Below are 21,722 nucleotides of genomic sequence, written 5' to 3' on the forward strand. Positions count from 1 at the left end.
AACAATCTTTGTGACTTTGGTAAAAACTTCACAAAGTCGCTTCAAGGCAACTAAGGTAGGGCATATGGCTATTACTCCTCATCTATCTCCAAAACCCCGCGTCCTCGTCGTGGGCGGTGGCTACGCTGGATACAACGTAGCAAAACGCCTACAGAAAAAGATTCGCGACCGCGGCGGTATCGTCACCGTCGTTGAACCAAACTCTTATCTGACGTACCAACCATTTTTGCCAGAAGTTGTCGGTGGCTCCATTGAACCTCGCCACGCAGTCGTCGATCTGCGCAGCCACCTGCGGCAGTCCGAAATCGTGCAGGGCAAGATCGTCGAGATCAAGCACGCTGAAAAAGTTGCCGTTGTTGAAGGCCCCGCAGGCATGACCTTCGATCTGCCGTACCAGGACGTCATCGTCACCGCAGGTGCCGATTCCCGTACTTTCCCAATCGATGGCCTGGGTGAAGCCGCCATCGGTCTGAAGCGCATCGAAGAAGCCGTGAGCATTCGCAACCAGATCCTGGAACGCATCGAATCTGCAGCCCTGATGACGGACGCCGAACAGCGCCGCAAGGCCCTAACCTTCGTTGTCGTCGGTGGCGGATTCGCTGGTGCAGAACTGATTGGTGAAATCGAAGATCTCGTTCGCACCGCAATCTCCAAGAACCCACGACTGGCACAGTCGGATGCTCGCATCGTGCTGATCGAAGCCATGGGTCGCATCATGCCCGAAGTCAGCGAAGAACAAGCTGTCTCCGTGGTCGAAGAATTCCGCTCCCGCGGCATCGAGGTCCTGCTGAACACCTCGTTGTCCTCGGCAGTCGACAACCACCTAAAACTGGTCAACATGACCGACCAGTCCGATGCCGGCTCCTTCGACGCCGACACTCTGGTTTGGACCGCTGGTGTTGCAGCAAATAAACTGGCTCGTTCCACGGACTTCCCAGTCGAACAGCGTGGCCGTATCGAAGTTACCCCGACTCTGCAGGTCTCTGACGGCGAAGGTGGCGTACTGGAAGGCGCATGGGCCGCCGGCGACGTTGCCGCTGTTCCAGACCTCACCGGTGATGGCCCCGGCGGTTTCTGTGTACCAAACGCTCAGCATGCCGGTCGTCAGGCAGACCGCTTGGCCGCCAACCTTATGGCCGTCCGCTTCGGTGAGGGTGCAGTTGAAGAGTACTACCACAAGTCCCTCGGTGCAGTAGCCGGTATGGGTGTGGGCAAAGGCATCGGGAACCCACTGGGTATCGAACTGTCCGGTGTTGCCGCCTGGCTGGCCCACCGCGCCTACCACAACTACGCACTGCCAACCTGGGAGCGCAGCTCACGCGTTCTCGGCGGCTGGATCAACGAGCTGATCTGGGGCAAAGACACCACCCAGCTCAAAGAACTCGAAACCCCGCACAACGCATTCCGCGAAGCTGCAGGTCTTGAGAAACTGCCTAACCGCTTAGACCAAAAAGCACAGGCTGCTGCACAGGCCTAAGCAATCGTCATTACGACGACGGTCCGCTGGTTTCTACTGGCGGACCGTCATCGTGGGCGACAAGGGTTCGCAAAGTGTGACCATCGGTAGCAAATGCGCTAAACTCTAAATGTTCGCCTCCGTAGCCCAATCGGTAGAGGCAAGCGACTTAAAATCGCTGTGTTATGGGTTCGAGTCCCATCGGAGGCACTTTTCACTGTTAGGCCCCTCTCACCGCATGTTGATGCGGTGAGAGGGGTTTTCTCATCCTCGCGACGTGGCCTTCATGGACAGCAGGGAATGCGAACGAGCCGCGTAGCGTCTTGACAGTGCGGTTGTTATCCGCTGAGTTATTAGTTACTTCAGGAGATCCGATATATTTCCTGGGTTCCCGCAGACTGTCCAGATTTTGTGTAACTCGTCTATGGGGATCGCCGATCCCTCGACGTTGAGCCGCGTGTAAAGAGTGGTTCTGGAGATGCCGGTGTGGTCAATGATTTCTTGGAGCGTTTTTCCGCTAGCCGTGATGAGGTCACGCAGATTAGCGCGGAGTGTTTCTAATTGCTCAGCTTTACTCATGGTTGCGGTGGTCATCGTGATGCTCTCCATCGTGGTCGGTCTGCTGGTCGGGTCGATTTTGAAACCCGGCCTATAGACCATTAATAACGATTGCCTAGGACACGATAAGCCCAGCAGTACGAATTGTGGATAAACCCTGAACGTCCGCACAACTGACCGCAACTCTTTTTATTTGCTCAGCTGCTCGATCTCCCAGCGCAACTGCGCCTCTGACGGTGATTGCAACGGGATAAACGTCGACTCCCGATACCGCCGATTCGTATCCGACGTCGTGACAAAACCTCTCCCGCCAGACGTCTTCAACTCCAGTGCGGCAAGCTCCGTCCCTAGTAGCCCAGCATCCAACCGCATCGTCAGGACATCTACTGGATGCGGTGAAGTCTCCGTACCGACCCGTTGGGCCAACGCAGCCAGCTGTTGTTTGGTGTCAGCTAACTTGCGACCTAGCTTTTGAATTTCTGGCATAAAGATGGCGTTTACCCCTGTGGCATTCTCACGGGCCTGCGCATAGCTAGTTGTCGCCAGACCAATACAAAAACTGGCCTGGAGGATGCTGAGCGTGGGACGAGTGCGCTGCAAGAACGGCACAAAGTCAGAGCTAAGGATCTGATCCTGGTCGATCGGGACGTTATCAAGATCCACATAGGTCGATGCAGTTCCTCGCATCGCTAACAGGTCCAATGCTGGGCCGATTGTTACCCCGGGACTGTTCAGTGGAAAAGCGACGATGATGCCGCCAGCTGGTCCAGTGGCGTTTTCAGGGGCATCAAACCCATATGCAGGAGCAATAGCGATGGCATCCGAATATAGATTCGAAGCCCAACCGATTCGACCTGATAATCGAAGTTGGCCTTGAATATCGCGGCTAATCCGTAGCTTCAGATCTCCTGCACCGGCAACCGCCTTATATCCTGGCGCCATGACAGAAGCTGCTGGCATCGTACCCGAACGTAAAGCTGTGAGGTTTGATTCGGCGAAGGGACCACCGGCAAGTGCCAGAAATTCAATGCACATTCGATGACCCCACAGGGCGAAACCGGTGCTAAAGGATCTGCGAGCGAGTTGTTCGATGACGCCAGCCTGCCGTAGCAGTTCACCTTTGTGGTTTATAGGGGCACCAAGGTCCAGCACGCCCAGCTCCGCAAGATGGGGGAGCGCGCCACGAACTTCTGTCTCACCGATGTCGATCGATGGCGCATTTTTCATGACCCACTGTTCAAGTTCTGCTGGGAGATCGATCGTAGATAGAGGCTGGTAGATGGCTTCGAGCATGGAATGTGCACGTCTCTCGATAGGGTCCTGAGCTAGTCGCCACTAGCTTAGGCCTTTCTTCCAGGACTGACGGAACAGTACCTGCGCATAGTCCATCAGACCTTCTTCTAACCTGACTAGTGTAAACGTTGAAATCTCCAAGCGCATGCAACAATAACTTCATACTTCAATCAAAGATGCAACTAATAAATCATTTACGGTTCAAGTGATCTCCTTCACTTGAAGTTTGCTGAAAATCCACTGAGTGCTTGTGTTAGCTTGCGGATTGGTGCCGTGTCTGCCGCGGATCGTGGCAAGTCGCGCCCAAAGACCTAGTTATCTTGTGCTTACCCAGACTGTGACGAAGGTCGTGGCATAGCCCTACAGGGGATGCGTAGACGGTTTCGAAACTGCAATTGGAAGGGAACTCTGTGGTCACTCCACTTGAAGAACCTTTAGAAAAAAATAATGATAGACATGAAAGGCGGCGCGGTAGCTTCTGGAAACGTAGCGCAGCGTTCGCCACCTCAATAGCCACCACTGTTGGTATGACAATGGTCGGTGCAATGCCAGCAAATGCGAATGACGGCGACCACCGCAGCCACGCTCTAGCTGAGCTTGTCAACGCAGACTTGTTGGGCGCTGACCTCGCAGATGTAGGTTTCAGTGAACAGAATTTTACTCAACCCAGTGACGGGCCAAGCGTCGGTACAGTCGATGCAAATCTTCTAGATCGGTTAATCGCATTGAACCTTGGGGGTATCTCACTCCCGATCCTTGGCGATGGATTAACTCTCGGAGCGGTGAATTCCTACGCTGAAGCATCGTCGCCAACAGAAGCTCTTGCTGCTGCTGGTGTTATTACTTCCGAAGGTGCCATCGACATTAGCGGCGACGAAGATCCATATGGCTACGCCGAGGTCGATGTTACCGACGCTCTAGGTCAATTGGGAATTGGCCTAGAGGGTGTCATTGACGGTCTCGGAGTAGACCTCGGTGCACTTGCCTCCCGAGCTGAAGCAGCCAATGGCGACATAAACACGGAATACACGGTTGCGGGCGCCCGCCTTGCATTAGACGCACCAATTTTAGATCAAGTCTCCGGTCTTCTAGAGGAAGCCGTAGGACGTGCTGACTCGACAATTAATGGTTTGCTGGGGGACGAAGGTCTTATCCAAGGCGCTTTAGACGACCTAACCTTTGACGAGGTGGGCGGCATTGATTTGGGGATCCCAGGAGTCAGTGTCTTGTCTGCGGATCTTGGCACCCCTGAGCTTCAAGCTCAGGTCGGAATGGATGAACTGGTTCAGCGCGTCCTCTCCGAACCACTCGAATCTGACGTCACAACAATCGACCTGGAAAATGGCCAAATCTACATAGATCTGGCTCAACTACATGGTGGTAACCCCGACGGTCTGAATGGCCTTGACGCAAATACTCAGTTAATTCGTCAAGCCGAGATCGATCAGATCACAAGCGAAGTCACAGATCTGTTGGCGTCAGAATTAATTGATCGCATTGAAACGGCAATTGAGGACTCGGTCAACGCAACCGAAGTTACCTTGACCCTGGACCCAGAGATCTCCGCCTTGCAGATCGGACCACTTCCTCCGGTTGTTTCGGGAGATCCCACAGTAACCATCGATACGACGTTGGGTTCTTTGCTTGGAGTGGGTGAAGAGATCACCGAAGATGATCTGGATATCGCGGGAAATCTAACGGTAATAGGAATTCCGATCCCGGTTTTCGATCTCCTGGGCGAACTCGCCGAACCGATCTTGGGTCAGGTAGTCCCGGAGGTAGTTTCGGCAGTCACATCTAATTTAAACCTTAGTTCTGTAGTTGGTGACTCTCTCAATGGTGTCCTAAATACCGTTACTGATCCTTTGGATCCGGTGCTTGAGGAAGTGTTAGCTGAAATTATCAATGTAACGGTGAATGCTCAATGGTCGCCAGGCAATCTGGGCGACACTTCGCTTTCGGTCAGTCCACTGCGTATTGATATTCTTCAATCGATTAACGCTGTCGAATTGCCTCTGGCGACCTCGACGGTCTATGCCGAAGATGCTGCGGATTACGAACCCACCGTGTTGGCTGAACCGAATCCAGCAGAAGTTGGCAACGACGTCGCTATTAACGGCTCAGACTTCGTGCCAAACTCGACGGTGACAGTTACCATTACTGACGTCGAAGACAACGTTGTCTACGAAAACGACAGTGTCGATGTTCTCGACGACGGTTCATTTGAAAACGTATGGACCATCGGAGACGACGTCATTCCAGGCGACTACACTGTTGACGCAACCGATAACGACAACCAAGAAATCACTGCCACCGATTCTCTGACTATTGAAGAAGCTGCAGTGTACGACCCCTCAGTCTTGGTCGAACCAAATGCAGCGCAGGCTGACGACGCGGTAGATATTACTGGTGGCGACTTCGCGCCAGAATCTGAGCTGACCATTGACATCTATGATGCCAACGACGTTCAAGTCGGTGCTGTCGAAGGCGTATCTACGGATGCCGAAGGTAACTTCACCACCCCGTGGACTATTCCGACTGATACAGACCCTGGTGAGCTGACGATTACCGTAACTGATGGTGAAGACAACTCCGCCAATCAGACCCTGGATGTCTACGCACCAACCGTGACTCCGGAGCCGTCATCACAGACCGCAGGGGAACCTGTTGAGCTTACCGGTGCCGGATTTGTTCCAAATTCGACTCTCACCGTTGAGATTGCTGGTGCAGATGGTGTCATCGCAACCCTCGACGATGTCGCAGTAAACGACGCAGGTACATTCGCAGAAGACTGGACTATCCCAGCGGGAACTGAACCAAGCGAACTGACCGTTACTGCTTCGGACAACGCAAACGAGCTTATCTTTGCAAGCGCTAACGTCACAGTGGAAGAACCCGCCGATGACGACGCCGATGCTGCAGATACTGATGCTGACGCCGACGCTGATGGTATCGACGCCGATTCTGATGCAGTAGATGCGGATGCAACCGATGCTACAGACACCGACGCCGCAGATACTGACTCGGCCGACGCAGATGCGACAGACGCTGATGCTGCGGATGCTGACGCTGACGCTGCAGACACGGACGCTACTGATGCCGATGGCGTGGACGCCGACGTTGACGCAGCCGACACAGATGCAGCAGATACCGATGTAACCGACGCTGATGCCGTAGATGCTGACGCCGACGCTGATGGTATCGACGCCGATTCTGATGCAGTAGATGCGGATGCAACCGACGCTACAGACACCGACGCAGTGGATACTGACTCCGCCGATGCAGATGTGACAGATGCTGACGCAGCTGCTGCCGATGCGACAGATGCGGATGCGACCGACGTTACTGACGCCGATGCTGTAGATGGCGACGCAGTAGATACTGACGCGACAGATGCCGACGCGACTGATGGTGACGGAACAGACACGGACACGGATGCAGTCGATGCAGATGCCACTGATGGAGACACCGACTCCGGATACGAAGCCGAAGTTAATGTCAAGCCATCCGACATTGAAGCCGGCGGTACTGTAACGATCGAAGGCAATGACTTCGCTCCAGGATCTACAGTCGATGTTGTCATCACGGACGCTGATGGCGCCCACATCGCCACAATTGAGGACGTACAAGTCGACGACGCCGGTGAGTTCAGTGTGGACTGGGATGTACCAGCCGATACAGCAGCCGGAACCTACACTGTGACCGCAACCGACACACAGGACGAAGACCTCTCGGGCTCAGATGAGTTCACCGTGTCTGAAGTCAGCGACACGGACGCCGGTGCCACTGACGGTGACGACGCCAACGAATACGACCCTTCGATCAACGTCGATCCGGATACCGCTACACCTGGTGAAGAGGTAACCATCGAAGGCGACGACTTCGGACCAGAAGAAACCGTCACTATCGAAATCACTGATGAAGATGGCAACGTCATCGACACCATTACCGTGGTGACCGATGACAACGGTGACTTCAGTGTGACCTGGACTGTCCCACAGGACGTTGCACCAGGCACCCTGACGATCACCGCCGCCGATGAATCCGGCAACACCGCCACAGCCGAGCTGACCATCTCAGCCGCTGGCGCAGGTGACTCAGATTCCGGTGACGCACTGGCCTCAACCGGTGCTAAAGCAACCATGATCGCAACAGCAATCGCCCTATTGCTGATCGTGATTGGTGCTGGCCTGCTCATCGCACGCCGCAACAACACCGTGAATGACGCCAGCTAAGTCATTCACCTAGAGACCTAGCCGGGGACGCAACGCGCGTCCCCGGCTGCGTCATTTCCTCACGTCCCACTTTTGCGTCGTCCAACAGGACCTGGCGCGAATCATAGAAAACCATTCGGGGATATACCAGCCAGATGAGTCGTACCACAACCTCCACCAAACCCTCGGCGGAACCGTCACAGGCCAAGCCGAAACACACGACGACGGCGATCGTAGCCTCAGTCATTATGCTAATCGTCATGGCAAGCACCGTTCTGGTGCTCTTGCCCTCTGGTACACCGCTACGAGAACCCGTGAACTCAGCGGTATCCCCGTCTTTCTCGCAGAACTGGCGTGTGTTTGCACCCAATATCTTGAAGGTTAACCGCAATGTCGAGATCCGCGCCCAATGGCGCGACGCTAACAACCAGCTCGTGTATTCTGACTGGGTCTCGCTCACCGAAATCGAAGAGCAAGGTGTGACCGGCCATTTCGCGCCCTCACGAATTCACAAAAACGCATTTAACTCCTCCCAAACCTTGCTAAGCAGCTACAACGATCTCGACGTCGAACAGAAAGAACGCGTCAGGGACACCTTCATCGAAGCAACTAACGACAACGAATTCCGTCCCATCGACGTCGAAGAACTGATCGATGACCTAGGCGCCGGAGATAGCGACGTCATCCGCTACCTCCGCATGGACTACATGTACATGCGGTTTGCAACGCTGTACGCAACCGCAGGCTTTGACGAAGATATTGAACGCGTCCAATGGCGCATCACACGCGAGCGTCCCAACGACTTCCAGAACCGCTTCAGCGACGAACAACAATACAACGACTCCGTGACGACGTTCGGCTGGCGGCACTCCAACGTTGAAATTCCCGAGGAAGTGCTCGACGAGTACGGCAACCTCATCGAACGCACTGGCAAAGAGCACTTGTTTAGAAAGGCGGCCTCCAATGCGCAATAAGTTGTCGCTGACTCGCTACGTTGACTGGCTTACCACCGCCCAGCACAACCTCAAATCATTCTCGATCCTGCGGATCATCTACGGCGTCGCCCTACTGTTTCTCCTGGTGCCCAGCATCCCCGAACGCTCACTGCTGTGGGGCCCGGCCTCCTTTTGGGTCGATCCCGAAGCCAGCCGACGCGGCTACTGGACCTTCGACACCCTCCTCACCAAAGACTCCGCCCTGCTTTTTGACCTGGCATTCTTTGGTCTCATCGCCCTGGCCATAGTCTTCATTCTCGGCTGGCGCACCCGCATCATCACACCCATCATGCTGCTGATGCTCGTCGCTCTACACTCCAACAACAACTTCATGCTCAACGGCGGCGATACTCTTATACGCATCACGCTGCTGTTCATGGTCTTCACAAACCTCAGCGAACACTACTCTCTTGATGCCCGACGACGCCGACGCACCACCAAGTCCCGGCGCCATCTCGTGCCCACCCACATTTCTAACTCCGCACACAACACCGGCCTCATCCTGTGCTGTTTCCAAATCATCGTCGTTTACACCACTTCCGGCATCTGGAAAATCATCGGCGACGACTGGCTCAACGGATCCGCACTCTTCTACGCCCTACGCATCGACAACTTCATGCTCTATCCGGCGATCAACGAACTGCTGTGGCAATCGAATCTGGTCATCTACATCGCTACCTTTGCCGCACTGTGGATTCAAACCCTATTCGTCGTACTCATCCTGTGGCGCCCAACCAGGATCTTCGCGCTCATCAGCCTGATCTTCATGCACCTTGGTATCGGCGTACTGCTTGGCCTATGGCCCTTCTCCCTGGCGATGATCGCGCTGGATATGCTGTTCATTCGGGACAAAACATGGACCAGAACCGAAGCATTCCTGCAGTCCAACCCGACGATAGACTCCGGCCGTCAAAAGGTTAGAAGTTGGATGGCCCACCTGAAGTCCAACGTGATGAAAGAACCAACGACGATGTAAGTTCGAGCCTGCACAATCTCTTAGTGACACTGATCGCCTTCTGGCGTAGATCACCATGAAACCGATATACGCTGTGCCGGGGAAGAGCGCCCCAACACCATCACAAAAGGAACACCATGATTACTGCTACGATTCGTCCACGGATCGATGACCTTGGGCCAGCAGGACACGTCCACAACACCGTGCTACCGGCTTGGTTCCAAGAGGCCCGGTCCGAGTTCATAGAAAAGTTCTCGGATCCCAAAGCAGCTAATCCCCTCCCGCTAATGATCAAAGAATATACGGTGACTTTCCATAGGGAACTGGTGTTAGTCCCTGCAGTCGAGGTTGAAATATCGGTCGAAAAGATCGGCAATAGCTCCTTTGTGCTGCACGAGAGAGCACTTCAAGATAGCCAGTTAGCTGCAGAGTCCCGCGTGGTATATATCTATGTTGGTATCGACAACCGCCCGGCAGCCATCCCGGAGGAGCCCCGAGCATTCTTGGAAGAACACCAGGAAGCCTAAAAGGAGTCGTAATCTCACCACTCATACGGATGTACTACCGACCTTTCAGGTTGGAGACCTTACTAGTCAGATGAATCGGATGGGAGCCGAGTGGCTACAACAGGCATCGTGGTCTGTCAGTTATCCTTCAGCTTCTGAGATGTTGTGTTCAGAATCGATTCATAGAATGATCTGTCGAGGTATCGAATTGAAGAACTTAGGAAAGTAGTTTTATGAAAGAATCTGCAATCACAGTGATCGGTGGTGGCACGATGGGGCGAGAAATCGCCTTCGTTGCAGCCATGAGCGGTTTCCAGACCTATCTTGTAGACGTTGAGCAGCGCTTCCTCGACAACGCACGCGAGCAGCTCACCAAATCCACCACGCGCATGATCGAACGGCAACGAGTCAGCCAGGAAGCTGTGGAGGCAGGTTTTCAGAACCTCACCTTTACCGTTGATCGTGACACTGCAGTAAAGAACTCTTCCTTTGTCATCGAAGCGATCATCGAAGACCTAGGGATCAAACAGAAACTATTCGCCGAGTTGGACGAGATTGCGGCTCCAGAAACTATTCTAGCGTCAAACTCCTCATCGATCGTGTCGTCTAAGCTTGCTGACGGATTGAAACACCCGGAACGCGTGTGCAATGTGCACTTCTTCAACCCGGTACTTCAAATGACACTGGTTGAGGTGGTCGGTGGTGACCACACCGCTCAAACCGCCATAGATCGCGCAATGGAACTTTCTAAAGCACTGGGCAAGACTCCGGTGCATATCGAGAAAGAGATCTTCGGTTTTATCGTGAATCGTATTCTCATGGCTATCGTGGGTGAAGCCCTACACCTATATGAAGAAGGCTACGCATCGGTCGAAGACATCGATACCGCAATTAAAGAAGGCCTCAGCCACCCCATGGGACCGTTCACTCTGATGGATCTCGTGGGTGTAGATATCAACCTGGGTATCCAACAGCTTGCTGCTCAAGAAGGCAACGACCATCTGGTGCCAGAAGTCAGCCCGACGCTCTCGAAGCTGGTTGAACAAGGAAAGCTCGGTCGTAAGACCGGTAAAGGTTTTTACAACTACAGCAAATAAGCGCTCGTGACTTTAGAGGCTTCGCCACAGGAACCAAGCGTTCTGGTGGCGAAGCCTTTGTCTTTATGCGCCAGTAACCAGACGGTAGATGAGCCAGAGCAGAGCGCCGAAAATCCCGAGCGCGGCCAAGGTCAGAATAATGAACATGGCTAGGGCAAATGGCTCATTCGTGGTGCCCGTTTTTGGGGTGTACTGCTGGTGCGGGTCAAATGACTGCGCCTGATAGTTCCCGAACGACTGCTGGTCCGGCGCCGACGGAGCGTGCGCGTTTTTCGCTGCAGTAGCTTGGGCGGCGTCGCGCGCATGTGACTGATCTGAGGTGATGTTCAGTTCTGTGTGCGCTTCGTCTGCTTCGTCCTCCGGTGGGTCGACATCTTGATAGAGCTCTTCGTCGTCGAAGGACAGCACACCGGTCTCGAAGGTTTCGTAGTCCGGTGCGTTGCGGAGCTGCTCGCGTTGGGTCCCGGAGAAGAGCATCTCGGTGGCCAGCCCGACGTCGTCGTCCTGCGTGTCTTCAGGCGGCGGGGGAGGAGTAGCGGATTCAGAAGACGAATCGTCGTCGTGCTCACGAGGATTCTCAGAGTCTGAGTTGGGATGATTCGTCATGGTAACAACCTCTTTTGTTACAGATACATGCCTTGGGATGTTTGGCTGCCGTGTGGGTCAGACACGGCGTGAAGGTCACGTTCCCGAACAAGCACGTATGTCGTCGCATCGATTTCTACTTCGTGACGGTCCTCGGGATCATACAGAATGGTGTCTTCGAGTTTGACCTGGCGGACTGAAGGACCCACGGCGACGACTTTAGCCCAGGCCAGACGTTTGCCCATGGCGGCGGTTGCGGGAATGACAATGCCCGATGCTGAGCGACGTTCTTTGGTCCCCTCGTCTGGTTCGACAAGAATGCGGTCATGGAGCATGCGGACGGGTAGCTGTGTCTGTGCGGATGATTCGTGAGTAGTCACGCCACCAGCTTACGGGGTCTTTTGACCTAATAAGTAGGGATGCGCAATATGAATTTTTGGCAAAATTCACTGTCACAGCGTGCAATACGGTCCTTGTGCCGTTAGGCTTGACTTCGATGTGATATGCCCACTGAGTGATTGTTTGTCGGTGGGAACATGAGAAAGGATGGGCATGCCCAACCCCGTATTTCGATCGAAAGCTTTTCAAGCTCCTGTGCAACGTGCAAAACAGGAGCAACATGCTGGTTACCAGCAGGGTCAGACGCAGCAGCCATATGGCTACGCAGGTCAGGCAGGTGTAGGTGCGAACCCATACGCTGCTCCACAAGCAAATATGAGCCCGGATCAGCTGGCCAATATGTACCAGCAGCCATCAGCTACCGCTGCTGATACCGGCCGGATGACCTACGCTTCGGTTATCAACCGCTCCAGCCTAGTGTTCGGCCTGATTGCCATTGGTGCAATTGTCGGTTGGACCGTTGCTAGCCCAATGCAAAACCCGATCCTGTACTTCGGTGCAGTCGTGGTTGGCCTGGTGACCGGTCTGATCAATGCGTTCAAACGCGAACCGTCACCGGTCCTGATCTCCGTTTACGCGGCAGCCGAGGGTGTCTTCCTGGGTGGTTTGTCGGCAATGTTCGACATGCGCTGGCCAGGTGTGGCCTTCCAAGCCGTGCTAGCAACTCTGTCGGTCTTCGTCGTCGTACTCGCTCTTTACCGTTCCGGTAAGGTTCGCGCTACTCCAAAGATGACCCGCATTGTACTGATCGCCATGGTCGGTTACCTGGTCTTTAGCCTGGTCAACTTCGTGCTGATGATCACCGGCGCTGTTGATGGTGCCTTTGGTCTGCGCTCCGGCTGGCTGGGTATTGCCATTGGTGTATTGGCTGTACTGCTGGCCTCCTACTCGCTGGTCATGGACTTCACTTCGATTGAAGAAGGCGTCCGTGCCGGTGCTCCAGAGCGATACTCCTGGACCGCAGCATTTGGTCTGGCAGCAACCATGATCTGGCTGTACGTCGAGATCCTGCGTATCCTGGCGATTTTCAACCAAGACTAAGCTAAAACCCTTTAGCTTTTAGCGACGATGGCCGGACCTTTTGGTCCGGCCACCGTCGTATTCTGAGGGAATATAACGCCAAAACCTCATGTGACCGACTACGCTAGACAAGCAGCTGTACATAAGGAGAATGTGTGACGACCTCATCAACGTCGTCGGCGGGAGACACCCCGGCCGAGCGATCTGAGCTACAAACCTCCATGTCAGCGCGCGTACAAGAAAAACTCGCCGCCGATGTGCCCTATGGGATCGTGGTGGCTGCGGCCTGGTCCTGGCGCGTGTTGCTTATCATCACGATGAGTGCGGGAGCCATTTGGCTGCTGTCGCACGTGTCGCTGCTTGTCATCCCCCTCCTGATTGCAGCGTTGCTGGCCACACTCTTACAACCAGCCCACCGCCTTTTACTTAAGCTCAAATTTCCGCCGGTGCTATCCTCATTGACCCTGACATTGGCGCTCGTATTGGTCGTTGTCGCACTGCTGACATTGGCTGGCCAACAGCTAGCTGCGGGCTTCGTCACGATGCAAGCCTCGGTGTCGGCGGGTATCCGTGACTTCATTGCGCTGATTGAGTCTTGGGGTATCTCTTTTGATGCCCTGAACTATCAAGAGTTGCTCAATGATCTGGGCTCCACATTGCAGGCCAACTCGGGTGCGATCTTATCCGGTGCCCTAGGGTTCGGCTCAACAGCAACCAACATCGGTGCCGGCATTGTCATGGCGCTATTTGCACTGATTTTCTTCCTGAAAGACGGCCCCAAGATCTGGGGCTTCTTGTTGAACTTCGTGCCGCGCATCCATCGCCGGGCAGTCGATGGTGCTGGTTATGCCGGCTGGGGAGCACTTGGTTCCTATGTGCGAGTGCAGATTTTCGTGGCCTTTGTTGATGCCCTAGGCATCGGGCTAGGCGCCTGGATTCTTGGAGTACCGCTGGCCATGCCACTGGGCGTGCTGGTCTTTCTTGGCTCTTTCATTCCGATTGTTGGGGCGGTGCTAACCGGTGCCGTTGCCGTGCTGTTGGCACTGGTAGCTAACGACTGGATTAATGCCCTGTTGATGTTGTTGGTGGTGCTCGCCGTCCAGCAGATCGAATCCAATGTCCTGCAGCCGCTGGTCATGGGCAAGGCAGTGAACCTTCACCCGCTGGCCGTCTTCTTGGCTGTCTCAGCAGGTATTGCCACACTAGGGCTTGTGGGCGCGGTCTTTGCGGTCCCGATCCTGGCGTTTATCAATGAATTTATAAAATACCTATCAAGAAAACCTTGGCTGGACGATCCTGATCCAGAGCCTCAGCAGACAGCCAGCCCATCACCTGAACCCGCAAACTAAAACCACCGAACGTCCATCAGGGCGGATCACCAGACGACAACCGTTGTGCAGGAGAAATAGTTGCAAACTACTGAAACCGGTGCCTCAGCCGTTCGATATGAAGATATTGAAGCAGCCCGCGAGACCCTCAAAGACATCATCACAGAAACATCGATGGATCACTCGCGTGCGCTGGGGCGAATTACTGGTTCTACGGTGCACCTGAAATGCGAAAACTTGCAACGTGCCGGGTCGTTTAAAGTCCGCGGCGCCTATGTGCATATGGCGTCATTGACCGACGAACAAAAAGCCAAGGGTGTTGTTGCCGCTTCAGCCGGTAACCACGCCCAGGGTGTGGCGCTTGCAGCATCGAAGCTTGGCATTAATGCTCGTATCTACATGCCTCTGGGTGCCGCACTGCCAAAGGTCCAGGCCACCCAAGACCACGGCGCAACAGTCGTGCTGGCTGGGAATAACGTGAACGAAGCTCTGGAGCTGGCTGCACGCTATGCAGAAGAAACCGGAGCGACCTTCGTTCACCCGTACGATAACCCACATGTTGTCGCTGGACAGGGCACGTTGGGGCTGGAAATTCTCGAACAGCAGCCCGACGTTGACACAGTGATCATGAGTATCGGTGGCGGTGGTCTCTTGGCAGGCGTGGCCATTGCGATCAAAGAACATGCTCGTCGTCAAGGTCGTCATATCAATGTGATTGGTGTGCAAGCAGAAAAAGCAGCGGCTTACCCGCCGTCGCTGGTGGCTGGTAAGCCGGTTACGCTGGACAATGTTGCCACGATCGCCGATGGTATCGCTGTGGGCCGGCCGGGCGATGTGCCGTTTTCTGTCATCAAAGAGCTATGCGATGAAGTTGTCACGGTTACCGACGATGAGATTGCAGCGGCCATCGTCTTCTTGCTGGAGCGCTCCAAGATGGTGGTCGAACCAGCAGGTGCAGCACCGGTTGCCGCACTGATGACTGGCAAGCTCAAGGAAGTCGGCATTGAATCCGAATCTATCGTTGCCGTGCTGTCCGGCGGAAATATTGACCCAATGCTGATGCTGAAGGTCATTCAGGTTGGTTTGGCATCGGCTGGCCGCTTCTTGACCGTCAAGATCCCACTGCGTGACCGTCCCGGTGAGCTGCAGACCATTTCGCGCATCATTGCAGAAAATGATGCCAATGTAACTCGCGTGGATCACTCACGCGTGGGTGCCGGATTGACGATGGGCGGGGTACACATCACGATCGATATGGAAATCCGCGGACGCGAACACTCCGAGCAGGTGCTCGAAGCGCTGCGTGAAGCCGGGTATGAGGCGATGGTGCAGCACTAAGCTGCAGATCGCTGCGACAGGGCAGCCATCTTTGATTTTTCCATCAGCCCGGTCATGGTCGAGGTCGACTTGACCAACTGTTCAACGACGGGATGTCCCGAAGGATATTCATGGACGTGCTGAGTGAACTCGGTCATCGACCAGCCCGGACGTTGGGAACCCAGGAGAAGCCTCGAAGCGTTGATCGCCTCAATCACTTCTAACAGGATACGATCTTGGTGGCCGACCGTGCGTTGACCACGCAATGCCAGCCCAAGATCATCCTGGACGCGTTCTAATGCGTCGGTGGCAACCAATCGGTAGTCACCAGGGGCCCCAGTCAAGATGCCTTGTCGGGCAAATTCTTTTTCCATGCCTTTTACAGGGTCGAGCTTCTTATTGCCCAGGGCGCTGGAAACACGCTTGTTGTGAAATTTTGCCAGGTTGGAGAAAACATTGTTGAGTCCAACGGCATCCGGGGTATGTGAGTCATCGACCCGAATGAGCGGGTTGGCCAGATCCCAAGCCTTTGTAGCATCGGAGGCCACAAACTGCACTGTATCGGTGCGTTCAAACTCCAGGAGCACCAAGGCCGTTCGCGCAGTCACAAACAACGATTCAACCTCGGTAATCTGTGACCGATGGGGAGCGGTGAGCAGCAGGAATTTTTCGATATTCAACACAATCCCAGGCTAACACCAAAACGGGTTTTTAATGCACCACAGGTGGTCTCCAAAATATCGGAAACCACCTGTAGTGACGTGTATTGAGTTCTGAACTCGAACGGTTCAGCACTTTGGGCCTTAGCCGTTATACGGTACGACAGAGATCAATTCGACCTCGATATCTTTGCCGTTGGGAGCTTTATAGGAGACAGTGTCTCCCGCTTTGTGCCCTTCGATTGCTGAGCCCAGCGGAGAAGCCACAGAATAGACGTCCACACCAGCGCCTTCGGCGATTTCTCGAGAACCCAGGACGAATTTCATCGTGTTGCCAGCGAGTTTGCACTCGACCAGCATGCCCGGTTTGACGATGCCGTCGTCAGCTGCTGATTCGCCGACCTCAGCGTTTTCCAGCAGGGCTTTGAGCTCTTGGATACGTCCTTCATTCTTGGACTGTTCCTCGCGAGCTGCGTGATAGCCGGCATTTTCCTTGAGGTCGCCTTCGTCGCGGGCAGCTTCAATGCGATCTACGATCTCTTGGCGGTAGGGGCCCGAGATGTGATCGAGTTCGTTTTTCAACCGGTCGTACGCTTCTTGGGTCAACCAAGGTGTGCCACTATTGGCCATACCGGCCTCCTTACTTGTCTCATTCATCAAACTAAAAGCCCCGCGGCACCATATATGTGCAGACGGGGCGACAGTTCTGGAATATACCGGAGTAATCATACCACCGAAACGATTTGGAGAATCAAGTGTTGAAGAGCGCTAACGGTGCTTTTCGTCCTGATTAGTAATCGCGGAAGTTTGAAATGTTTGGGGCTTCTTCGTCTTCTACGTACCAACAGGTGTCGACCTCACCTGATGCACCAAGATGATCGGTGCGCAGCGAGGTGTCATAGTATTTGGTCAGATCTTTGCCGGCTGCATCTGGATTCTCATCTGGACCGATGACCACCGTGCGGTAACCAGCAACCGCTGCAGTTTCAGACAGAACTCGCACCGCACAGGCCACGGTCGCTTCGGGTTCCTTGGTGACTTCAAACTCCACCCATGCCTGGGTTTCATCTGTAATTGAATACCCCACGCTCTTAAAGGCCAACATTCTTGAGCTGGAAGAAAAAGCGAACCAGAAGGTCACCGCGATAGCTGCAATGAGGGCGATAATGGCAATGACACGGCCTGATTTTTTAGAAAGGCGAAACCCTTTGGTGTCGCCATACCTGGTCGCTACACTATTGTCGGCAGAAGGTGCCGCCCGATTCGAGTTCGCAGTCATATCGAGCTTTAGCCTAATACAGCCGATACCTCGGTTCGAATTGTGTCCGCCGTCAGCGCCACAAATCACGTATGCAAGGAGTCCACGTCATGTCATCCGATCCGCAGCTGCCAGACATCTTAGATCCGGGTCTGCCCGATTCAACTGGATTGCGGCTGCTTGCCGTGCATGCTCATCCTGATGACGAGGCTTCCAAAGGTGCAGCCATGATGGCCGCCTATGTCCATGCCGGCGCGCGCGTCATGGTGGCTACAGCGACCGATGGTGCGATGGGGGACCTGAATAACCCACATTACGGAGAGTCGATTCGCGTGGAGCGCGATATCGCGGCGGTCCGGTATCAAGAGATGGCTGATGCAGCAAAGATCCTTGACATTGAGCACCGCTGGTTAGGCTTCCGGGACTCGGGCTTCCCAGAAGGTGATGACCCGATGGCTCACTTGGAACCCGGTTGTTTCGCTGACATTGCTCTAGCAGATGCCACCGCGCCACTGATCCGTCTAATTCGTGAGTTCAAACCTCACGTGTTGGTGACTTACGACGAAATCGGGGGCTACCCGCACCCGGATCATTTACGCACACACGCTATCTCGATGGAAGCGTATGAAAAATCCGGTGATCCCGAGGCCTATCCGGGAACAGGGGAGCCCTGGGAGATTTCTAAGCTCTATTACGATAAAGCGTTCAACCCGGATAAGTTCCGCGCTGTCCATCGTGCTTTGATCGATAGCGGACAAGAATCACCCTATGCCGATCGCATTGAATGGTACGACCGGGTCGAGGCCGGAGAAGATGATCCAGACGCCTGGCGTATCACCAACCATAAGGTCACCACGCAACTCAATGCTGCGAAATTCCTGGAATACCGAGACGCGGCGCTGCGAGCTCACCGCTCACAAGTCGACACCCACGGCGCATTCTTCTTTACGCCAAATGAAATCTTGCGCGAGCAGTGGCCTTGGGAAGATTACGTATTGATCGATTCTAAAGTTTCCACCAGCTTGCCCGAAGACGATTTATTCGCCGGGCTCCGAGACACCCCGCTAGACTGAGAACACCATGCTCTATTCGATTTATACCAACGTCGTCATCGCCGGCCTTGAAGACCCAACGCTGCGTGAAGGCCTGCGTGAAGAAGACGTCACTCCAGGCATTCTCGGTTTCCTGGCCACTTTCGCATTCGTACTGGCGGCCATCGTTGTGTTCCGCATTATGATCCGTCAGATCCGCCGCGTGAAACTGCGCTCTACAACGGCCGAAGACATGCTCGTGGAGCGGAACCAGCCACACCTATCCCCAGAAGATCGCGAACGCTCCGAGATTGACGAAGTCGGACACAGCCAGACCGACATTCTGCGCAAGAAGTATCCTGGCTACTTGGATATGCCAACTCTGGAAGCCCAAGAGCCTGACTCTGGGCGTCAAGACTAGGTTGTCATAGCGCATGGGATTATCTCCACATCGGACGCTGCGAGTCCCTGATGTCGTCTACCGTTTTTACGAACGACGTCTGGCTCGCAGTTTGCATTCCGACCAGCTGCCAAACCACATTGGCGTCGTGCTGGACGGAAATCGTCGATGGGCAAAACAAACGGGTGCCTCCACTGCCCACGGGCATCAAGTTGGTGCCGAAAAAATTCACGAATTCTTGCACTGGGTAGCAGAATTCAACATTCCGGTGGTCACGCTGTATATGCTGTCTACCGAAAACCTCAACCGCGAAAAGGCTGAGCTGGAACCGCTGATCCGTATTATCGCTAATGCGCTGCGCCAATTGGGCGCCGGATTAGCCGATGGCACCCAATTAAAAGTTCATCCGGTGGGAGACTTGAGTATTCTGCCCCCCGATCTTGCGGAGCTTCTGAGCGAAACAGCAGCAGCGACCAGACACCACCAAGGTGTTCACGTCAATGTTGCCATCGGCTACGGCGGGCGCGAGGAAATTGTGGATGCAACCAAGTCGTATCTCACCGATGCTGCCCACGCTGGCTATACCCTCGATCAGGCCATCGAGAGCCTCGATGTCGATGCCATTTCCGACCGGCTCTATACTCGAGGTCAGCCGGATCCAGACCTGGTCATTCGGACCTCGGGGGAACAACGCTTGTCTGGATTTTTGATGTGGCAGTCGGCGTATTCTGAATTCTATTTCTGTGAAGCCCTCTGGCCGGCATTCCGTCGGGTGGATTTTGTGCGGGCATTACGCGATTACGCAACCCGTAATCGTCGTTACGGCTCCTAGTCCAGGTTATCCACACCAGAGCCTGGACACTCCTGCTCAACGCCCACGTTAGCTAAGGTTGCTGACGTGATCGATTTGTTGGCTCAAGAACTGGCCCGAACCTCTCCCGAGCTGTTTCCTCTCATCTGTCTGTTCGCGGCTCTGGCCTGGTTTGCTGTATGTGGGGTGTTCCTGTTCGTCATTGACGTGCGCGAACACCGCCTCCCGAACGCGCTGACTGGGACCCTAGCCATCGGCGCGACGGCCTTGCTGCTGACCAGCACATTGACAGCCAGCAGTGATTCATTACTACTCGGCCGGGCGCTCCCTACACTCCTCGGCGCGGTGGCCTACTGCATGGCAATGTTTATCCTGCATGTGGTTACCCGAGCGGGCATCGGTATGGGTGATGTAAAACTGGCCGCAGGGTTGGGACTCTACACCGGCTTTCTTGGCATTGACGCATTGATCGCAGGCTTTGTGCTGGCCTTTCTGATCGGGGGAGCGCAAGCTGTGTTCCTCGTCTTGTTTCGCGGAGCTAGCAAATCCACTCGGCTTGCCTTCGGACCGGCCATGCTCGTGGGCTGTCTGCTGATCCTGCTTATGTAAGAAGTTGCCGCTAAACTACCAACAATATCGTCTTGGCGCGAAGGAGTCCGCGGTGCGCATTGGAATCATCGGCGCCGGAATTGCCGGTCTGGTCACAGCCTTTGGCCTCCAGCGCCAAGGCTATAACGTGACCGTCTACGAACGCCGTTGCGAACCCAACGTCGATGGCGCGGGGCTGACGTTATTTGGTAACGCATTTGCTGCACTTGATGCGATCGGGTTGGGTGAGCGGATTCGGCGTATCTCGAATAATGCACTCGCGAACCTCCGGGCCGGTCAGCGGATACCCGATGGAACCTGGCTGACCAGTATGCCGCAAGCAACCATCGGACAGCTCCACAGCGTTCACCGCGTCACGCTGCACGAGACACTGATGCACAGTCTAGAACCCAATACTGTGCAGACTGGCACCGACGCCGTCGTTGCTGCCGATGGGTCACCGCAGATCACGCTGGGAACCACAACCGAGACCTTTGATCTTGTCGTCGTCGCCGACGGGCTGCGCAGCCACAGTCGACAGCGCTTGGGATTAGACACTGGCATCCAGTATTCGGGATATACCGCGTGGCGTGGGGTCACGAGCACGGCGGTCGATATCGGTGGGGCAGCGGCTGAAACCTGGGGCAGTGGGCAAATCTTTGGTTTCGTACCACTGCCCAGAGATCGCCTGTACTGGTTTGGTACCCGCACCCAACCGGCAGGTATGTCGTTCGACGACGAGTACCGGGCGGTTAACGAGTCCTTTGCCGGATGGCATGCCCCAATCCCAGACTGCATTGCAGCAACTGCGCCACAAGATGTCATTCGCCATGACGTTTACGACTTAGCTAAACCGCTGCGCACATTCACCCATGGTCGCACCGTACTGATCGGCGATGCCGCGCACGCGATGCTGCCAAATTTGGGGCAAGGCGCAGGCCAAGGGATCGAGGATGCTGTCACGTTGGCTATCCTGCTGAGTCAAACGTCACCGCACGACCTAGAGACCGCACTGAGACGTTATGCATCGCTGCGGCAACCTCGCACCACGAATCTGTGGCGGCAGTCTCGGCTGATGGCCAAGGTTGCTCAAGCAACGGGTCCTGCGGTGGTGAGGCTCCGGAATGTCGGTATGCGACTGACGCCGCCGCAATTGATCGGTCCACTGACGCAACAGCTGCACCGTTGGGTCCCGCCGGCGCCTTGAATAGGCGTTAAACACGTCGTCCCCGCACTGGGGCGGGGACGACGT

The 21,722-nt window shown here is 54.9% G+C and carries 21 protein-coding genes and 1 tRNA gene; 15 read left to right on the top strand and 7 right to left on the bottom strand.

What is annotated here, in order from left to right:
- Nucleotides 1–64: 64 nt before the first annotated feature.
- Together A6F49_RS09735 and A6F49_RS09740 are read left to right on the top strand one after the other, a co-directional pair.
- A complete protein-coding gene (locus tag A6F49_RS09735) occupies nucleotides 65–1,477 on the top strand; it encodes an NAD(P)/FAD-dependent oxidoreductase (protein WP_043057449.1) in 1,413 nt (470 codons plus the stop codon).
- Between the two features lie 115 nt (nucleotides 1,478–1,592).
- A tRNA-Leu gene (locus tag A6F49_RS09740) sits at nucleotides 1,593–1,666 on the top strand.
- Between the two features lie 147 nt (nucleotides 1,667–1,813).
- Here A6F49_RS09740 and A6F49_RS09745 read toward each other — a convergent pair.
- The gene (locus tag A6F49_RS09745; protein WP_150119450.1) at nucleotides 1,814–2,050 is read right to left on the bottom strand and encodes a helix-turn-helix domain-containing protein; all 237 of its coding nucleotides are present in this window, start codon (nucleotides 2,048–2,050) and stop codon (nucleotides 1,814–1,816) included.
- A 153-nt stretch (nucleotides 2,051–2,203) separates the two neighbouring features.
- Nucleotides 2,204–3,307, bottom strand: coding sequence for an acyl-CoA dehydrogenase family protein (locus tag A6F49_RS09750; RefSeq protein ID WP_043057447.1), 1,104 nt, complete (start codon nucleotides 3,305–3,307; stop codon nucleotides 2,204–2,206).
- A 527-nt stretch (nucleotides 3,308–3,834) separates the two neighbouring features.
- Here A6F49_RS09750 and A6F49_RS09755 point away from each other — a divergent pair.
- The 5 genes from A6F49_RS09755 to A6F49_RS09780 all read left to right on the top strand — a co-directional run bounded on the left by A6F49_RS09755 (nucleotide 3,835) and on the right by A6F49_RS09780 (nucleotide 11,074).
- Nucleotides 3,835–7,542 (top strand): choice-of-anchor G family protein, encoded by a 3,708-nt coding sequence (locus A6F49_RS09755; protein WP_150119451.1) that lies wholly within the window; start codon nucleotides 3,835–3,837, stop codon nucleotides 7,540–7,542.
- A gap of 134 nt (nucleotides 7,543–7,676) precedes the next feature.
- Nucleotides 7,677–8,495, top strand: coding sequence for a DUF5819 family protein (locus A6F49_RS09765; protein WP_043057446.1), 819 nt, complete (start codon nucleotides 7,677–7,679; stop codon nucleotides 8,493–8,495).
- The gene (locus tag A6F49_RS09770) at nucleotides 8,485–9,492 is read left to right on the top strand and encodes an HTTM domain-containing protein (protein ID WP_052504780.1); all 1,008 of its coding nucleotides are present in this window, start codon (nucleotides 8,485–8,487) and stop codon (nucleotides 9,490–9,492) included. Before A6F49_RS09765 ends, A6F49_RS09770 begins: the two co-directional genes overlap by 11 nt.
- Before the next feature lie 116 nt (nucleotides 9,493–9,608).
- Nucleotides 9,609–9,998, top strand: a complete 390-nt coding sequence (locus A6F49_RS09775) for an acyl-CoA thioesterase (protein ID WP_043057445.1) — start codon at nucleotides 9,609–9,611, stop codon at nucleotides 9,996–9,998.
- 212 nt (nucleotides 9,999–10,210) lie between these two features.
- Nucleotides 10,211–11,074, top strand: a complete 864-nt coding sequence (locus A6F49_RS09780; RefSeq protein WP_043057444.1) for a 3-hydroxyacyl-CoA dehydrogenase family protein — start codon at nucleotides 10,211–10,213, stop codon at nucleotides 11,072–11,074.
- Nucleotides 11,075–11,137: 63 nt separating this feature from the next.
- Here A6F49_RS09780 and A6F49_RS09785 read toward each other — a convergent pair whose 3' ends face one another.
- Together A6F49_RS09785 and A6F49_RS09790 are read right to left on the bottom strand one after the other, a co-directional pair.
- On the bottom strand, nucleotides 11,138–11,680 hold the full coding sequence (locus A6F49_RS09785) for a hypothetical protein (protein ID WP_043057443.1): 543 nt from the start codon (nucleotides 11,678–11,680) through the stop codon (nucleotides 11,138–11,140).
- Between the two features lie 17 nt (nucleotides 11,681–11,697).
- Complete coding sequence (locus A6F49_RS09790; protein ID WP_456072990.1) at nucleotides 11,698–12,039, bottom strand: GroES family chaperonin; 342 nt, start codon at nucleotides 12,037–12,039, stop codon at nucleotides 11,698–11,700.
- A gap of 172 nt (nucleotides 12,040–12,211) precedes the next feature.
- Here A6F49_RS09790 and A6F49_RS09795 point away from each other — a divergent pair, with 172 nt between their 5' ends.
- The 3 genes from A6F49_RS09795 (at nucleotide 12,212) to ilvA (ending at nucleotide 15,744) form a co-directional block, all read left to right on the top strand.
- Entirely contained in the window at nucleotides 12,212–13,099 is an 888-nt protein-coding gene (locus A6F49_RS09795; RefSeq protein WP_327019962.1) for a Bax inhibitor-1/YccA family protein, read from the top strand.
- A 134-nt stretch (nucleotides 13,100–13,233) separates the two neighbouring features.
- Nucleotides 13,234–14,427 carry an AI-2E family transporter gene (locus tag A6F49_RS09800; RefSeq protein WP_052504779.1) on the top strand — a complete coding sequence of 398 codons (1,194 nt, stop codon included), beginning with the start codon at nucleotides 13,234–13,236 and terminating at the stop codon, nucleotides 14,425–14,427.
- Between the two features lie 60 nt (nucleotides 14,428–14,487).
- Complete coding sequence (gene ilvA, locus A6F49_RS09805) at nucleotides 14,488–15,744, top strand: threonine ammonia-lyase (RefSeq protein ID WP_043057441.1); 1,257 nt, start codon at nucleotides 14,488–14,490, stop codon at nucleotides 15,742–15,744.
- On the opposite strand, the gene A6F49_RS09810 is transcribed toward ilvA, so the two are convergent.
- The 3 genes from A6F49_RS09810 to A6F49_RS09820 all read right to left on the bottom strand — a co-directional run bounded on the left by A6F49_RS09810 (nucleotide 15,741) and on the right by A6F49_RS09820 (nucleotide 17,661).
- On the bottom strand, nucleotides 15,741–16,406 hold the full coding sequence (locus A6F49_RS09810; RefSeq protein ID WP_043057440.1) for a hypothetical protein: 666 nt from the start codon (nucleotides 16,404–16,406) through the stop codon (nucleotides 15,741–15,743). The two genes, ilvA and A6F49_RS09810, sit on opposite strands and share 4 nt — an antisense overlap.
- Before the next feature lie 120 nt (nucleotides 16,407–16,526).
- Entirely contained in the window at nucleotides 16,527–17,012 is a 486-nt protein-coding gene (greA, locus tag A6F49_RS09815; protein WP_043057439.1) for a transcription elongation factor GreA, read from the bottom strand.
- Between the two features lie 160 nt (nucleotides 17,013–17,172).
- Complete coding sequence (locus A6F49_RS09820) at nucleotides 17,173–17,661, bottom strand: DUF4307 domain-containing protein (RefSeq protein ID WP_043057438.1); 489 nt, start codon at nucleotides 17,659–17,661, stop codon at nucleotides 17,173–17,175.
- 89 nt (nucleotides 17,662–17,750) lie between these two features.
- Between A6F49_RS09820 and mca the strand changes: the two genes are divergently transcribed.
- The 5 genes from mca (at nucleotide 17,751) to A6F49_RS09845 (ending at nucleotide 21,677) form a co-directional block, all read left to right on the top strand.
- Nucleotides 17,751–18,713, top strand: a complete 963-nt coding sequence (gene mca, locus A6F49_RS09825) for a mycothiol conjugate amidase Mca (protein ID WP_043057437.1) — start codon at nucleotides 17,751–17,753, stop codon at nucleotides 18,711–18,713.
- Between the two features lie 7 nt (nucleotides 18,714–18,720).
- Nucleotides 18,721–19,092, top strand: a complete 372-nt coding sequence (locus A6F49_RS09830) for a hypothetical protein (protein WP_043057436.1) — start codon at nucleotides 18,721–18,723, stop codon at nucleotides 19,090–19,092.
- Nucleotides 19,093–19,129: 37 nt separating this feature from the next.
- Nucleotides 19,130–19,903 carry an isoprenyl transferase gene (locus tag A6F49_RS09835; protein ID WP_043057529.1) on the top strand — a complete coding sequence of 258 codons (774 nt, stop codon included), beginning with the start codon at nucleotides 19,130–19,132 and terminating at the stop codon, nucleotides 19,901–19,903.
- Between the two features lie 66 nt (nucleotides 19,904–19,969).
- The gene (locus A6F49_RS09840) at nucleotides 19,970–20,491 is read left to right on the top strand and encodes a prepilin peptidase (RefSeq protein ID WP_235604958.1); all 522 of its coding nucleotides are present in this window, start codon (nucleotides 19,970–19,972) and stop codon (nucleotides 20,489–20,491) included.
- A 52-nt stretch (nucleotides 20,492–20,543) separates the two neighbouring features.
- Nucleotides 20,544–21,677: an FAD-dependent oxidoreductase gene (locus A6F49_RS09845; protein ID WP_043057435.1), complete on the top strand. Its 1,134-nt coding sequence runs from the start codon at nucleotides 20,544–20,546 to the stop codon at nucleotides 21,675–21,677.
- Nucleotides 21,678–21,722 lie beyond the last annotated feature (45 nt).

The organism is Enteractinococcus helveticum (genome assembly GCF_001657475.1).
GTDB classification, from domain to species: domain Bacteria; phylum Actinomycetota; class Actinomycetes; order Actinomycetales; family Micrococcaceae; genus Yaniella; species Yaniella helvetica.